Origin of the sequence: Thermomonospora catenispora (genome assembly GCF_006363815.1) — a bacterium.
GTDB classification, from domain to species: domain Bacteria; phylum Actinomycetota; class Actinomycetes; order Streptosporangiales; family Streptosporangiaceae; genus Thermomonospora; species Thermomonospora catenispora.
Genome location: NZ_RRYT01000007.1, coordinates 189,390 through 203,620 on the forward strand (window position 1 = coordinate 189,390; position 14,231 = coordinate 203,620).

At 72.1% G+C, this 14,231-nt stretch carries 15 protein-coding genes; 7 read left to right on the top strand and 8 right to left on the bottom strand.

The window, feature by feature from the left end; all coding sequences use genetic code 11:
• Positions 1 to 51 precede the first annotated feature (51 nt).
• Entirely contained in the window at positions 52 to 687 is a 636-nt protein-coding gene (locus tag EIO00_RS08495; RefSeq protein WP_140176877.1) for an AmiS/UreI family transporter, read from the bottom strand.
• 14 nt (positions 688 to 701) lie between these two features.
• Positions 702 to 980 (bottom strand): FmdB family zinc ribbon protein, encoded by a 279-nt coding sequence (locus EIO00_RS08500; RefSeq protein ID WP_140176879.1) that lies wholly within the window; start codon positions 978 to 980, stop codon positions 702 to 704.
• A 306-nt stretch (positions 981 to 1,286) separates the two neighbouring features.
• Here EIO00_RS08500 and EIO00_RS08505 point away from each other — a divergent pair, with 306 nt between their 5' ends.
• Positions 1,287 to 1,484 (top strand): hypothetical protein, encoded by a 198-nt coding sequence (locus EIO00_RS08505; protein ID WP_140176881.1) that lies wholly within the window; start codon positions 1,287 to 1,289, stop codon positions 1,482 to 1,484.
• Positions 1,481 to 1,855 (top strand): tail fiber domain-containing protein, encoded by a 375-nt coding sequence (locus EIO00_RS08510; protein ID WP_140176883.1) that lies wholly within the window; start codon positions 1,481 to 1,483, stop codon positions 1,853 to 1,855. The genes EIO00_RS08505 and EIO00_RS08510 overlap by 4 nt, the downstream gene beginning before the upstream one ends.
• Positions 1,856 to 2,102: 247 nt before the next feature.
• On the opposite strand, the gene EIO00_RS08515 is transcribed toward EIO00_RS08510, so the two are convergent.
• Positions 2,103 to 3,338, bottom strand: a complete 1,236-nt coding sequence (locus tag EIO00_RS08515; RefSeq protein ID WP_140176885.1) for an ABC transporter ATP-binding protein — start codon at positions 3,336 to 3,338, stop codon at positions 2,103 to 2,105.
• A gap of 201 nt (positions 3,339 to 3,539) precedes the next feature.
• Here EIO00_RS08515 and EIO00_RS08520 point away from each other — a divergent pair, with 201 nt between their 5' ends.
• Positions 3,540 to 4,634 carry a LacI family DNA-binding transcriptional regulator gene (locus tag EIO00_RS08520; protein ID WP_338325918.1) on the top strand — a complete coding sequence of 365 codons (1,095 nt, stop codon included), beginning with the start codon at positions 3,540 to 3,542 and terminating at the stop codon, positions 4,632 to 4,634.
• Positions 4,635 to 4,643: 9 nt separating this feature from the next.
• Positions 4,644 to 5,084 carry an Lrp/AsnC family transcriptional regulator gene (locus tag EIO00_RS08525; RefSeq protein ID WP_140176886.1) on the top strand — a complete coding sequence of 147 codons (441 nt, stop codon included), beginning with the start codon at positions 4,644 to 4,646 and terminating at the stop codon, positions 5,082 to 5,084.
• Between the two features lie 12 nt (positions 5,085 to 5,096).
• Here EIO00_RS08525 and EIO00_RS08530 read toward each other — a convergent pair whose 3' ends face one another.
• Complete coding sequence (locus tag EIO00_RS08530) at positions 5,097 to 6,005, bottom strand: TIGR03619 family F420-dependent LLM class oxidoreductase (RefSeq protein ID WP_140176888.1); 909 nt, start codon at positions 6,003 to 6,005, stop codon at positions 5,097 to 5,099.
• 133 nt (positions 6,006 to 6,138) lie between these two features.
• Here EIO00_RS08530 and trhA point away from each other — a divergent pair, with 133 nt between their 5' ends.
• Complete coding sequence (gene trhA / locus EIO00_RS08535) at positions 6,139 to 6,828, top strand: PAQR family membrane homeostasis protein TrhA (protein WP_140176890.1); 690 nt, start codon at positions 6,139 to 6,141, stop codon at positions 6,826 to 6,828.
• Positions 6,829 to 6,947: 119 nt separating this feature from the next.
• Here trhA and EIO00_RS08540 read toward each other — a convergent pair whose 3' ends face one another.
• The 4 genes from EIO00_RS08540 to EIO00_RS08555 all read right to left on the bottom strand — a co-directional run bounded on the left by EIO00_RS08540 (position 6,948) and on the right by EIO00_RS08555 (position 11,509).
• Positions 6,948 to 7,487, bottom strand: a complete 540-nt coding sequence (locus tag EIO00_RS08540) for a DUF1707 and FHA domain-containing protein (RefSeq protein WP_140176892.1) — start codon at positions 7,485 to 7,487, stop codon at positions 6,948 to 6,950.
• Between the two features lie 158 nt (positions 7,488 to 7,645).
• Positions 7,646 to 8,827, bottom strand: a complete 1,182-nt coding sequence (locus EIO00_RS08545; RefSeq protein ID WP_140176894.1) for an acyl-CoA dehydrogenase family protein — start codon at positions 8,825 to 8,827, stop codon at positions 7,646 to 7,648.
• A 129-nt stretch (positions 8,828 to 8,956) separates the two neighbouring features.
• Complete coding sequence (locus EIO00_RS08550; protein WP_140176896.1) at positions 8,957 to 10,033, bottom strand: DUF3616 domain-containing protein; 1,077 nt, start codon at positions 10,031 to 10,033, stop codon at positions 8,957 to 8,959.
• Positions 10,034 to 10,129: 96 nt separating this feature from the next.
• Positions 10,130 to 11,509, bottom strand: coding sequence for a KamA family radical SAM protein (locus EIO00_RS08555; RefSeq protein ID WP_206664080.1), 1,380 nt, complete (start codon positions 11,507 to 11,509; stop codon positions 10,130 to 10,132).
• Positions 11,510 to 11,650: 141 nt separating this feature from the next.
• On the opposite strand from EIO00_RS08555, the gene kdd reads away from it, so the two are divergent.
• The gene (gene kdd / locus EIO00_RS25570; protein ID WP_140176898.1) at positions 11,651 to 12,715 is read left to right on the top strand and encodes an L-erythro-3,5-diaminohexanoate dehydrogenase; all 1,065 of its coding nucleotides are present in this window, start codon (positions 11,651 to 11,653) and stop codon (positions 12,713 to 12,715) included.
• A 91-nt stretch (positions 12,716 to 12,806) separates the two neighbouring features.
• Positions 12,807 to 14,138 (top strand): DUF2252 domain-containing protein, encoded by a 1,332-nt coding sequence (locus tag EIO00_RS08565; protein WP_241661220.1) that lies wholly within the window; start codon positions 12,807 to 12,809, stop codon positions 14,136 to 14,138.
• The last annotated feature ends 93 nt before the right edge of the window (positions 14,139 to 14,231 follow it).

A 14,231-nucleotide genomic window follows, 5' to 3' on the forward strand; every position in this document is an offset into this window, starting at 1 on the left:
GCCTCCTGATGGGAAGCGCGCGAGGAAACGCGCGATGGAGCTGTCCGGGCGTCAGCGCCCGGCGGGGGAGCGGGGTGGGGCCGTGGAATGAGAACGCGTGCGCGCCGGTCCGGCGACGACCCACAGCAGAGCGAAGACGACGACCGCGAACGCGGCCAGGCCGACGGCCCATGCCGCCGACGGCTCGTACAGGCCGGTCAGGATCAGGAAGGCGGGGACCACCGCGGTGACCCACGCCTGGACGAGCGTGACCCAGCCGGTGTAGCGCGTGAACTCCTCCCGTTTCAGCCCGAGGGTCACGAAGAACAGCAGCCACAGGAACGACCACATCAGCCAGATGACGCCGAACGGGTGGTCGTTGAGCCGGAAGAAGTTGATGAGGGCGAACACGATCGCGGAGATCGACACGAACAGCGAGAACCATCCCACGCCCGAGGTGTCGATCCCGGCCAGCAGCCCGATCCCGACGTACAGGTAGGTGAATCCGAACAGGTAGATTCCGGCCGCCGCGCTGATGGCCTTGATGTCGCCGCCCGCCTGCAGGATCAGCAGGGTGGGCAGGACGACCTGGAGCGCGCCGACGAACAGGTTCAAGATCGCGGCGGCCTTGCCGTCGACGCGGTCGAGCAGCAGCAGGGCGTTGACGAAGAGCACCGCGCCGACGTACAGCAGGCCCACGCTCGCCATGGCGCCTCCTCCGGTCAGGGCCCGCTGAGGCGACGCGCCCGAGGGCCGGTCAGGGGCGGGGGACGGCGGCCCGGCGGCACGCGGTCGACGATCTGGGGCTCGTAGGCGCTCGCCTCCTGCGCGGCGAGGGCGCGGGCCAGCGGGCGGGGGGTCCGCACGAGCATCGGGGCGGTGAACACCCGGCGGGCCATGGCGCCGCACCTGCCGCAGCGTTGGGGTTCACCGGACTCCCTCAGCGGCTTGATCACATCGAAGAGGCCGCATTCAGGGCATTCGTAGCGATATGTCGGCATAGCTGCCCCTGGTGGAATTCCTGAGAAAAATCCTTTTTGTTCCGGTCGGTGTGTCAGTGGCTGACCTTACCCGGAGACGATGCGTTCTCACGTGGGGTCGGCGGCTTCACCGGGGAGTCCTCGCCCAGGGGCGCGAAGGCGTCGAGGGATCCGGTGCGCGACGGCGGGCCGATGTCACGATCCGCATCCCCGCCCACCGCTCGTAGTGATTACTTTGCGTAATTGATCGTTACTGATCGTTGTGCCGGGGGAATCTTGCCCGGGCGTCCTCGTCGTGGACGCCCAAGCGAAGGGAGCGACGCTCTTATGTCCGTCCGTACGCGGATCATCACCCTGTTGTCGGGGGTCGGGACGAGCACGGGGCTGGCCGTCGTGACCGCGGCCCCTGCTCACGCCGGGGGCCTGGGGTCGCTCAGGGACCTGCTCGGCGGTCTCCCCGTGCTGGGGCTGCTCAGCGACCGCGAGGCCAAGACCGACATCGTCCCGGTGCGCTGGGAGCGGTGAACCCGCTTCGTCTCCGGCGGGGCGTCCGGCGGGGTCGTCAGGCTCCGCCGGACGCCGGGGGAGCGGCGGCGGGCGGCGCACCGGCCGCGCCGGTCGACGGGCATGAGGTGCTGGAGAGGCTCGCGTCCCTGCCGGTCGGCACCTGGCGTTACCGGTGGGAGCCCGAGCACGTCCGGCACCTGGGGCCCATGGCCCAGGACTGGCACGCCGCCTTCGGGCTCGGCGGCCGCGACACCGTGATCCCTCTGGTCGACGCCCACGGCGTCACCGTGGTGGCCATCCAGGCCCTGTACCACCGGGTCGTCGACCTGGAACGCAGGCTCGCCGACCTCGCCTCTCATCCCGATCCGCATCCGCCCGTCGCCGACTGAGCCGGTCCGCGACGGCGACGTCGCGCACGGAACGGACACCGGGCGACCTCCGCCCGTGAGCGGGCGCGCACCGGCGCCCGGCGGGCGGCGCCGTGATCGGCGAGGCGGCCTCCGCGCCGCCCGCCTTCCGTCCGCCCATCGCGGCCGGGGCGGCCGCGATGGGCGGATCGATTCCGCCGGGCCTTTGCGCCGTCGGCCGGACGGCCCCGTCCGGCCGACGACGGATCCGGCGCGCGCTCGCCTGCGGTCAGGAGCTCTTGGTGAGCCGGGTCTTGGCGGCGGGGCCGTCGGGGTGACCGATGGCCAGGCCGGTGTCGGGGTCGAAGAAGTGCAGCCGGTGGGTGTCGACGGCCAGGTCGATCGGACGGCCCGGGCGGACGGAGGACCGGGCGTTGACCCGGGCGGTCCACAGCGCCTTGTTCTCGTTCAGCGGGATCGCCGCGTCGTCCTCGCTCGCGGCGTCGGCGGCCAGGTCGGCGGTGTCCCGGTGCTCGACCGGCGGGGCGTCGACGGTGAAGATCACGTTGATCTCGCTGCCCAGCTCCTCGATCACGCCGGCCTCGACGGTGAAGGTGGCCCAATCGGGCTTGGCGTGGGCGGCGTCCTCGAAGTCCGAGGGGCGGATGCCCAGGATCACCTTGCGGCCCAGGTAGCCGTCCAGTCCCGGCCGGGCGGTGAGGGTCTCCTCGGGGACCGGCAGCCGGATGCCGGCGAACACGGCGTGCACGCCCTCGTCACGGACCAGGTCGGCGGTCACGAAGTTCATCGGCGGGGAGCCGATGAAGCCGGCCACGAACAGGTTCACCGGGTGGTCGAACAGCCGCTGCGGGGTGTCGACCTGCTGCAGCCTGCCCTCGCGCAGCACGCAGACGCGGTCGCCGAGGGTCATCGCCTCGATCTGGTCGTGGGTGACGTAGACGGTGGTGACGCCCAGCCGGTCGTGCAGCTGGTTGAGGGAGGCGCGCATCGACACCCGCAGTTTGGCGTCCAGGTTGGACAGCGGCTCGTCCATCAGGAACGCCTGCGGCTCGCGGACGATCGCCCGGCCCATCGCCACCCGCTGCCGCTGGCCGCCCGACAGCGCGGCGGGCTTGCGGTCCAGGTACTGCTCCAGGCCGAGCATCTTGGCGGCCTCCTGGACGCGGCGGTTGCGCTCCTCCTTGGGCATGCCGCGCAGCTTGAGACCGAACGCGAGGTTCTGCGCGACGGTCATGTGCGGGTACAGGGCGTAGTTCTGGAACACCATGGCGATGTCGCGGTCCTTGGGGGCCAGGTCGTTGACCACCCGGTCGCCGATGGTGATGGTGCCGGCGCTGATGTCCTCCAGGCCGGCGATCATGCGCAGCGCGGTCGACTTGCCGCAGCCCGAGGGGCCCACCAGCACCATGAACTCGCCGTCGCGGATCTCCAAGGTGAGCCCGTCCACGGCCTTGACGCCGCCGGAGTAGACCTTGTCGACCCCGTCCAGCACGATCTGCGCCATCGCAACCTCCGGTGAATACGTTTCCACAGAACTTCATCAGGACACCCGTCCGCTGTCAAGAGTGGTATGGACCAATCCGCTGCATCGCCGAACGGATAAGGCCACGTGAACGCGGTGACGACCGCATTCGAAGATCCCGGCCATGTCCTCATCGCACATCTGTCCGCACCTCGGTGTGGAATCGTTTCCAATACGCTCGACATGGGAAGATGTGTGCTGACCGAGCACGGGGAGGACCATGTCCGGGAGCGGGCGATGAGCCGCGCGGCGACGATCAAGGACGTCGCCCGCCGCGCGGGGGTCGGCGTCGCCACGGTGTCCCGGGTGCTGTCGGGCTCGGGCCCGGTCAGCCCCGCCACCCGCGACCGGGTGCTGGCGGCGGCCCGGGAGCTGGAGTACCGGCCCAGCGCGCTGGGCCGCGGCCTGAAGACCCGGCGCACCGGCACGCTCGGGCTGGTCGTCCCCGACGTGACCGACCCGTTCTGCGCGGAGTTGGCCGCCGGAGTGCTGGAGTGCGCCCGCACGTTCGGCGAGAACGTGCTGCTGGACGCCGCCCACGACGATCCCGAGCGGGAGGCCGAGATCGTCGACCGGCTCGTCGAACAGCGCGTCGACGGCATCATCGCGGTGTCGGCCGGGGAGGGGACGGCCTGGGAGGCGGCGATGCGGGCCGGCGTCCCGGTGGTGTTCGCCGACCGGGCCCCGGCGGGGCCGCCGCAGGCGCCCACGGTGCTGGCCGACGACGCGGCCGGGGTGCGCGCGGCGGTGGAGTACCTGGTGGGGCTGGGGCACCGGCGCATCGGTTTCCTGGGCACCACCGCCGCCGACACCGGCGTGCGGGAGGAGACGTTCCGCGCCACCCTGGCCGAACGGGGCCTCGCGGTGCGGGAGGAGCTGCTGGTCCGCGCCCGGCCGCAGCGCGACAGCGCGTTCGCCGCGGCGGCGGGCCTGCTGCAGAGCCGCCCGGACATGACCGCGGTGCTGGCCGCCACCCACCTGCTCGGCGAGGCGGCCGTGCTGGTGGCGCGGGAGCTGGACCTGCGGATCCCCGCCGACCTGTCGGTGGTGATGGTCGACGACGTGCCCTGGGCGGAGCTGTGCGACCCGCCGCTGACCGCGGTGGCGCGACCCGGACGACGGATCGGCTACCAGGCGTGCGAGGTGCTGCTGCGCGACCCGGCGCGGCGGGACCGTTCCCGGCCGGTGGTGTTGGCGGCCGAGCTGGTGATACGCGGCAGTTGCAGCCCTCCGGCCGGATTGTCCGGCGGCACCGCGCGATCGGCGCGAACACGCTAGATTTCCTCCGTGGAGGAGATCGACCGCCAGATCATCGCCCTGCTGGCCCGGGACGGCCGGATGAGCTTCACCGATCTGGCCAAGGAGACCGGGCTGAGCGTGTCCGCGGTGCACCAGCGGGTGCGCCGGCTGCAGAAGCGCGGCGTGATCAAGGGGTTCGCCGCGCAGCTGGACGCCGAGCAGATCGGGCTGCCGCTCACCGCGTTCGTGTCGATCAAGCCGATCGACCCGGCCGCGCCCGACGACGCCCCCGAACGGCTGGCGCACCTGGACGCGATCGAGGCCTGCCACTCGGTGGCCGGGGAGGAGAGCTACATCCTCAAGGTCCGCGTCGCCACCCCCAACGACCTGGAGGATCTGCTGCAGCGGATCCGGGCGGCCGCCAACGTCTCCACCCGCACCACCGTCGTGCTCAGCACCCCCTGGGAGGACCGGCCGCCGCCGCTGTGACCGGCGACGGGGTCAGCGGCCCGGCCGCAGCGCCTCCAGCACCTGCTCGGCGCGTTCCATCGAGGCGGCCGGGTCGGCGCCGGCCCCGGTGATCTCCGGGTCGAAGTTCAGATCGACGAACAGCTCGGTGACCCCCTGTGCGGCCAGCCAGGCGATGTCGTCGGCGATCTCGTCCAGCGACCCGGTGAGCCGGCGGCGGTCTGCGTCTCCGGCGGGCCGCACCCGGACCGCGCCCCGGCACACGAATCGCAGCGCGTCCGGATCCCGCCCGGCCTCCTCGGCGGCGGCGCGCACGATGCCGATCTGGTCGGCCAGCGTGTCCAGGTCGGCGCGGCTGGAGCTGATCCATCCGTCGGCCAGCCGCCCGGCGCGGCGCAGCGCGGGCGCGGCCGTGCCGCCCAGCAGAACCGGCGGGCCCGGCCGCTGCACCGGCTTGGGCTCCATCCGCACCGGCGGGATGCGGTGGAACTCTCCGTCGAAGGCGACCGACTCCTCGCTCCACAGCGCCCGCAGCACCGCCAGGAACTCCTCGGCCCGCTCGCCGCGGCGCCGCATGGCGGCGCCGGTGGCGGCGAACTCCTCGGGCATCCAGCCCAGGCCCAGCCCCAGGTCCAGCCGCCCGCCGCTGACCCGATCGAGGGTGGCGGCCGCCTTGGCCAGCAGCGGAGGGGAGTAGAACGGCATGTTCACCACCGCCACCCCCAGCCGGATCCGGCTGGTGCGGCCGGCCAGGTAGGCCAGGGTGATCAGCGGATCGGGGACCGCCCGGTAGGGTCCGGGGTCCTCGCCGGCGGGGTTGAGCAGCCGTTGCAGCGTCCACACCGAGTGGTAGCCGAGCTCCTCGGCGCGGCGCGCGATCCGCTCCTGGTTCCGCGGGGTCGCCCAGGATCCCGACATCGGCACGGCGAATCCGATCCGCATGCCCCGTCACCTCCTCTGTCCCGGTCCGCACCTTACAACGTCAAGGGCGGGGCCTGAGAGGAACCCCCTTCCGTCGGGAACGTCACGACCGAGCCCGGACGGATCGTCGTTACGCTTGCGACGGGAGGTGCCGATGCAAGGCCTCGAGCAGGGCGCCGGCCGGATCGGACAGGGCGCCGACTGGGTGAAGCCCAGACTGCGCGGCTGGCTGCATCTGGGGGCGTTCCCGCTGGCGCTGGTGGCCGGCATGGTGCTGGTGGCGCTGGGGCCCACGGTGCAGGCCCGGCTGGTGGCGGCGGTGTACGCGCTGACCTCCGCGCTGCTGTTCGGGGTGTCGGCGCTCTATCACCGGGGCCGCTGGTCGGCGCGGACGGAGGGCCTGCTGCGGCGGCTGGACCATGCCAACATCTACCTGATCATCGCCGGCACCTACACGCCGTTCGCGGCGCTGGTCCTGGACGGGGCGGCGCGGGCGATCGTGTTGTCGGTGGTGTGGTGCGGCGCGGTCGCCGGGGTGCTGTTCCGGGTGTTGTGGGTGAGGGCGCCGCGGTGGCTCTACACCGCCTTGTACATCGGGCTGGGCTGGGCGGCGGCGTTCTTCGTGCCGCAGTTCCTGGAGGGCGCCGGCTGGACGGTGGCGACGCTGGTGATCGCAGGCGGGGTCCTCTACAGCCTCGGCGGCCTGGTGTACGGGCTGCGGCGGCCGGATCCCTCGCCGCGGTGGTTCGGGTTCCATGAGGTGTTCCACGCGCTGACGGTGGCGGCGTACGCGCTGCAGTACATCGCGGTGTCGGTCGTGGTCCACCGGGCCGGTCCGCTGTGAGGGCCGTCGGGCGCGCCCGCGAGGACCGGTACCGCCTGATCGTCCGCGGCTGATCGGCTGCGGCGGCGTCGGCGCCGAGGAGCCGCCGGGGCCGCCGCGACGCGACCGGCGCCGCGGGATCAGGCGGCGGTGACGATGAAGGTGGAGTTGCCGAAGCCGACCTCGTCGCCGGGCCGCACCCGGGCGGGGCCGGTCAGTCGCCAGCCGTTGATGCGGGTGCCGTTCATCGAGCCGAGGTCGGCGAGCATCCACTCGCCGTTCTCGGCGAACAGCTCGGCGTGGAAGCGGGAGACGGTCAGGTCGGTCAGCACGAAGTGGCAGCCGGGTGCGCGGCCGATGAGGATGCGGCCGACGTGGGCGGGCGGGAGTCGGAACCGGGGCAGCCGGGGCGTCCGCCAGGCGGCCTCGATCCGCGCGGTCATCGCCGACACCGAGGAGACCAGTGAGGTGATGCGCTCCACCACGCCGTTGCGCGGGGGCAGGTCGTGCACGATGTCCTCGAGCTCGGCGCGGCTGCGGGCGGCCAGCACCTGGTCGACCCGCCGGAGGAAGGTGTCATGGGAGATCCGGCCCTCGGCGACGCGGTCGCCGAGCGCCTGCAGCACCCGGTCGCGGTCCTTGTCGGACGCCCGAACCGGGTACGAGGCCTGACCGTCCATGATGGCGAGTATCCAGTTCCCTTCGGCGGCTGTCCAGATGATCGCGCCGGTGGCGCCGGCCTCCGCGCCGAGGCCGGCCCCACCGACGTTTCCGACGCCTGCGATGCCGGTTTTGTTCGCGCCGGGGCGCCCGTCGGGTTGCGGGCCCGCCGCGGCGTTCAGCGGGACAGCAGGTCGCGGGCGATGTGGGTGATCTGGATCTCGTCGGTGCCGGCGTAGATCTGGAACGACTTGGCGTCGCGGGCCAGCTGTTCGACCCGGAACTCGCTCATGTAGCCGTTGCCGCCGAACAGCTGCACCGCCTCGCCGGTGACCTCGACGGCGGCCTGCGCGGCGTACAGCTTCATCGCCGAGGCCTCCGCCAGGGTGGGGGTGCGGCCGGCGCGCTGCATCTCGATGTACCGGAAGACCAGGTTCTGCACGTTGAGGCGGGCGATCTCCATCTTGGCGAGCTTGAGCTGGATGAGCTGGTACTCGCCGATGGGCTTGCCCCACAGCACGCGGTTCTTGGCGTAGTCGACCGACAGGCGCAGGCATTCCTCGATGACGCCGAGGGCCATGGCGGCCAGCCCGGCGCGTTCGGTGACGAAGTTCTGCCTGGCCGACTCCTTGCCGCTGCCGCCGCCGGACAGCAACCGGTCGGGGCCGACCCGCACGTCGTTCAGGAACAGCTCGCCGGTGGGGGAGGAGTGCAGGCCCATCTTGCGCAGCGGCTTGCTCTGTTCCAGGCCGGGCATGCCGCGGTCCAGCACGAAGGTGAGGATCTCGCGTTCCCTCGGGGGTCGGCCGTCGTCGAGCTTGCAGTAGAAGACGATGGTGTCGGCGTAGGGGCCGTTGGTGATGAAGGTCTTGCCGCCGTTGAGGACGTACTCGTCGCCGACCTTGCGGGCGGTGGACTGCATGCCGCCGAACGCGTCGCTGCCGGAGCCGGGCTCGGTGATCGCCCAGGCGCCGATCTTGTCGAAGGTGAGCAGGTCCAGGCCCCAGCGCTCGCGCTGCTCAGGGGTGCCGCGCTTCATGATGGTGCCGGCGGCCAGGCCGAGGCTGACGCCCATGGCGGTGACCATGCCGGGGGAGACCTTGCACAGTTCGATGATCGGCAGCAGCGCCATCGAGACGTCGCGTCCGCCGCCCGACCCGCCGCCCTCGCCGGAGAGGCGCTTGCGGAACGAGGCGCGCGCCATCTCGTCCATGCCGAAGGTGCGCATCAGATTGCGGATCAGGTCATAGGGAGGGATCCGCCCGGAGTCCAGGTCGTCGAGGCGGGGCCGCACCTCGGCGTCGACCCAGTCGCGGACGGCGTCGCGGATCATGAGTTCTTCCGCGGACCATTCGAACATGCTCGGTTCCTTTCGCCCGACCGGTGCGAGGACATCCAAGCAGACCGTGCAAGCGCATCCTTACTCGGGTGCGGCGGGCGGGCGGCGCCGGTGCGGGCGCCGACGGCCGGCGCCCGCACCGGAGGGGCGTCAGCGGGCGAAGGAGACGACGTCGGCCCGGATGCCGCCGTCGGGGGTGAGCCGTGCCGCGGCGGGGCTGTCGTAGACCACCAGCAGGGTGGGGCCGGGGCCGTGGGACTCGTCCAGGACGGCGATGCCCTCGGCGTGGTCCTCGCCGTCGCCGTGCGGCAGGTCGCCGAGGTGGTCGAGTTCGCTGCGGTGCACGATGCCGGGGGCGGCGGCCTTGGCCGCGCCGCGCCAGCGCAGCACCCGGACCGGGCCGCTGAGCGCCATCGTGGGGCCGGCGAGGATGAGCAGGTCGTCCCCGTCGGGGCACAGGTCGCGGATGCCCAGGCCCCCCAGGTCCAGGAAGTGGGTGCGGTAGCGCTCGTCGCCGTCGATGCGGCGCAGCTTCAGCCGGCCCGGGTCATCGGGGTGGGTCTTGGGCCGGATCTCCACCAGCACCGCCCAGCCGCGCAGCACCGGGCCGCGGAACCCGATGTAGAGACGCTCGCCCACGGCGGCGATGCCCTCGATGTCGACGCCGTTGTCCTTGCCGGGGATGTTCAGGAACGGTGCGAGGTGGGGGTCGTCGGCGAGCAGGTCGGTGAGGGAGTCGCCGCGGCCGCCGAGCACGGCGGCGGTGCGGTCGCCGTCGGCGCGGACCGCCTGGGGGAGACCGTCGGGGCCGGTCGTCAGCGGGATCCGCACCAGGATGTGCCGGTTCTCCTCGCGGACGACGGTGGCCAGCCGTTTGCGGGCCTTGGCGTCGGAGTGGCCCTCTTTGATCCGCTTGCGTTTGAGGCTGTGCGATCCGACCGCCCACAGCCAGCCGTCGGCGCAGGCCAACCCTTCGATGTCGGCCTCCTCATCGGGGCCGGCGGGCAGGTCGACCAGGTCGGCCAGCGGGATGGTGCGCTGGTCGCCGTATCCGGTGACGGCGCCGTCGGCGTCGAGTTCGGCGGTGAGCCGTTCGACGGTGGCGGTCTCGTCACCGGCGACCCACAGGCAGCGGCCGTCTTGGCGTACCGCCGAGAGGTTGACGTGCGTGAGGGCGGCCTGGCTCTCGGGGGTGAACCGCAACTCGACCTGACGTTCGACGATCATCCGTCGATGCTGCCACAGGACGCCCCGCCCCGAGCAACTAATCTACAATGTAAAGCCCTCGGGTCAGGTGCCCACCCCGTTCCTCCCCGACATCGATCACCCGGCGGCCCGCTCGCGCCACCAAGCCTGTCCGGCGGGCGGGAGGGTGTGGATCGGGTCGTAGTACTCGTAGCGGCGGGTGAGGGCCTCGGGGTCGTTCCCCTCCAGGGCGGTGCGGTAGTTCTTGGTCCAGTAGGAGATGCCGCGCTCCCGGTCGTAGTCGGCGGGCTGGTGGACCCAGCGCTTGCCCACGTAGGGCACGTCGCACACGATGCGCGGGGTGGCGAAGCCGGGCAGATAGCCCATGATCGCGTGCTGCAGCTCCTGGGCCCGCCACAGCGGCAGCCGCCAGTGCTCGCTGCCGGGGATCATGTCGCACATGTACAGGTAGTACGGCATGATCTGGGCCTCGTCGAGCAGCGCGAACGACAGGTCCAGCAGGTCTTCCGGGGTGTCGTTGACGCCGTGCAGCAGGACCCCCTGGTTGCGGACGTCGCGGATGCCGGTGTCCAGCAGGGCGCGGGCGGCGCGGGCGACCAGCGGGGTGAGGGAACGCGCGGTGTTGACGTGGGTGTGCACGGCGATCTGGACGCCGCGGCGGCGGGCCTTGGCGGCCAGGCGTTCCATGCCGGCGCGGACCTCGTCCTGCAGCCAGTGCTGGGGCAGTCCCATGAGGGCCTTGGAGGCCAGCCGGATGTCGCGGATGGAGTCGATGTCCAGCAGCGCGTCCACGAACGCCTCCAGCCGCGGCCAGGGGAGGTTGGCGACGTCGCCGCCGGAGACCACCACGTCGCGGACGCCGGGGGTGCGGCGCAGGTAGTCGAGCATGGCGGCGTGCCGGTCGGGGTTCTTCAGGGTGAACCGGTGTTTGGCGACGGCGGGGGTGGAGGTGCCGACCAGGTCCATGCGGGTGCAGTGGCCGCAGTACTGGGGGCAGGTGGGCAGCAGCTCGGCCAGGACCTTGGTGGGGTAGCGGTGGGTGAGTCCCTCGACGACCCACATCTGCGCCTCGTGCAGGGAGTCGCGGCTGGCGCGGGGGTGGGAGGGCCAGTCGGCGCGGCGGTCGCCGGCCACCGGGATCATGTAGCGGCGCACCGGGTCGGCGTAGAACGCCTCGGTGTCGCTGGTGTCCATGGTGTTGAGCATCTGCGGGGTGACCAGCATCGACATGGTGGCGTGGGTGGTCTGGTCGCGATGCAGGTCGGCGTAGAAGGACTCGTCGATCAGGTCGCCGAGGACCTCGCGCAGCTGCCGGATGTTCTTGATGCAGTGGGCGCGCTGCCACTGGGCGGACTCCCATTCGGCGCGGGTGACGTCACGCCAGCCGGGCAGGCGGCGCCAGTCGGGTTCGACGAGGGGGCGGCGGCGGTAGGTGTAGGGCTGGGGCGCGGGGCTCGGCGCGGCCGCCGACGGCGTGGCGGTGGTCATGGTGGTCATGGGCACCCTCCGTTGGGTGTCGACGCCCAAGGGAATCCGGATATGTTGCGGTCTCGATCAGACCGTACGGGAAGAATTTCGTTTAATCCAGTGGTACCCAGGATGTTCTCAAGCAAGCGGGGGTCGGGCTACCGTGAACGGATGGATCACAGCACTGCATCGCCCGCATCGTCCCCCCTCGGGCTGCATCGGGTCCTGGACCCGCCCGGGGTGCTCCCGCAGGCCGCCCGACGGCTGGACCCCGATCCGCGGATCGCTCCCGACGAGGTCAGGGTCCGCCTGGAACGCCTGAACCTGGACGCCGCCTCCTACCGGCAGCTGCACGATCGGCACGGCGGCGACGGGGCGGCCATCCGCGCCGCGGTGTTGGAGATCGTCGCCGAGCGCGGCAAGATGCACAATCCGGTGACCGGGTCGGGCGGGATGCTGATCGGGACGGTCGAGGAGGTCGGCCCGGACTCCCCGCTGGGCCTCGCGGTGGGGGACCGGATCGCCACGCTGGTGTCGCTGACCTGCACGCCGTTGGCGATCACCGACGGGCTGGCCCGCTGGGACGGGTTGGAGGAGCAGGTCCCCGCCGAAGGGCACGCGATCCTGTTCGCCCGGTCGATCGCCGCGGTGCTCCCCGACGACCTGCCCACTCCGTTGTCGCTGGCGGTGCTGGACGTGTGCGGCGCCCCGGCGCTGACCGCCCGGGTGGTGCGCGCCGCCGGGACCGCCCCGGTGGTGGCGGTGCTGGGGGCGGCGGGCAAGAGCGGATCGCTGTCGCTGGCGGCGGCGCGGCGGGCGGGGGCCCGCACCTTGATCGGGGTGGTCCGCGACGACCGGGAGGCCGCTTCGCTGGAGTCGGCCGGGCTGGCGGACCGGGTGACGGTCGCCGACGCCCGCGACCCGGTGGCGGTGGAGACGGCGGTGCGGGCGGCCGGAGGGCCGGCGGACGTGACCGTGGTGTGCGTGGACGTGCCCGGCTGCGAGCACGGCGCGATCCTGGCCACCGCGCAGGGCGGGACGGTGGTGTTCTTCTCGATGGCCACCTCCTTCACCGTGGCGGCGCTGGGGGCCGAGGCGCTGGCGGCCGATGTGACGATGCTGATCGGCAACGGGTACGTGCCCGGCCACGCCGAGGCCGCGCTGGAGCTGGTGCGGTCGACGCCCGGTGTTCGTGATCTTTTCACCGCCCGGTTGGGGCTCTCTCCGCAAGAATGATCTTGCTTTCCCCTGAGGCGCCCGGCCCGACCGCGGCGTCTCAGGGGAGGGGTTCGACGACCCCGAGCGAGACGAGCGGAGGGAGCGCACGGTGAGCATCGTGGAGTCGTTGCGGCGGCGAGAGCCCGCGGAGCGGCAGGCGCAGATCGTGAACGTGCTGGTGGAGACGTTCGCCGACCTGATGCGGCGCAGCCCGGCGGAGTTCCGCCGCCGGTTCCGCAAGATGGCCTCCGACCCGTTCGCGTTCTACCGGGGCAGCGCCTGCCTGTACTACGCCGACATCGTCCACGACGAGGACCCCTGGGCCGATGAGCGCACCTCCCGCGTGTGGATCCAAGGGGACCTGCACGCGGAGAACTTCGGCACCTACATGAACGACGACGGCCTGTTCGTCTTCGACGTCAACGACTTCGACGAGGCGTACCTGGGGCACTTCACCTGGGACGTCAAGCGGCTGGTGGCGAGCGTGGCGCTGCTGGCGTGGATCAAGGCGATCTCCGACGAGGACATCCGCCGGATGATCGAGGCCTATGTGCGGGCCTACCTCGACCAGGTCCGCTACTTCCAGGCCAATCCCGGCGACACCGACTGGGCGATCACGCTGGACAACGCCGAGGGCCATGTGCGGGAGGTGCTGAACCGGGCGCTGGCCTCCACGCGGATCGCGCTGCTGGAGCGCATGACGCTGGTGGAGCGGCACGAGCGGCGGTTCGCCTCCGGCCCGGGGATGCGGCGGCTGGAGGAGGCCGAGCGGGCCAAGGTGGAGGCGGCGTTCGCCGAATACCTGGAGACGATCCCGGCCCAGAAGCGGTTCTCCAGCATCACCTACCGGGTCAAGGACATCGTCGGCAGCCACGGCTTCGGGATCGGGTCGGCGGGGCTGTCGGCCTACACCGTCCTCGTGGAGGGCCGCACCCAGGCGCTGGAGAACGACGTGATCCTGTCGATGAAGCAGGGGAACGTGGCGGCGCCGAGCCGGGTGGTGGACGATGCGCGGATCCGGGAGTTCTTCCTGCACCACGGGCACCGCACGGCGGTGTCGCGGCGGGCGTTGCAGGCCAACACCGACCCGTGGCTGGGCTACACGCAGATCGACGGGGTCGGCTATGTGGTGCAGGAGCTGTCGCCGTACGAGGAGGACCTGGACTGGTCGGGGCTGACCGAGCCGGCGGAGATGCTGCCGCTGCTGGAGGACCTGGGCCGCGCCACCGCCAAGATCCACTGCGTGTCGGACCGGGACTCGGACCACTCGCTGGTGGACTTCCAGGTGGAGGAGGCGATCCTGGAGGCGATCGGGCGGACCGGCGAGGAGGCGTTCGTGGACGCCATGATCTCCTTCGGCATGGGGTACGCCGAGGTCGTCCGCGACGACCACCGTCTCTTCGTCGACGCCTTCCGCAACGGCCAGATCCCCGGCCTGTGACCGCGCCGCGCCCGTCGCCGCCGGCCTGACGGGCCGGAGAGGCGTCGCGCGCGGCGCGCCGGCGGCGGCCGCGGGGACGGACCGGCCCGGACC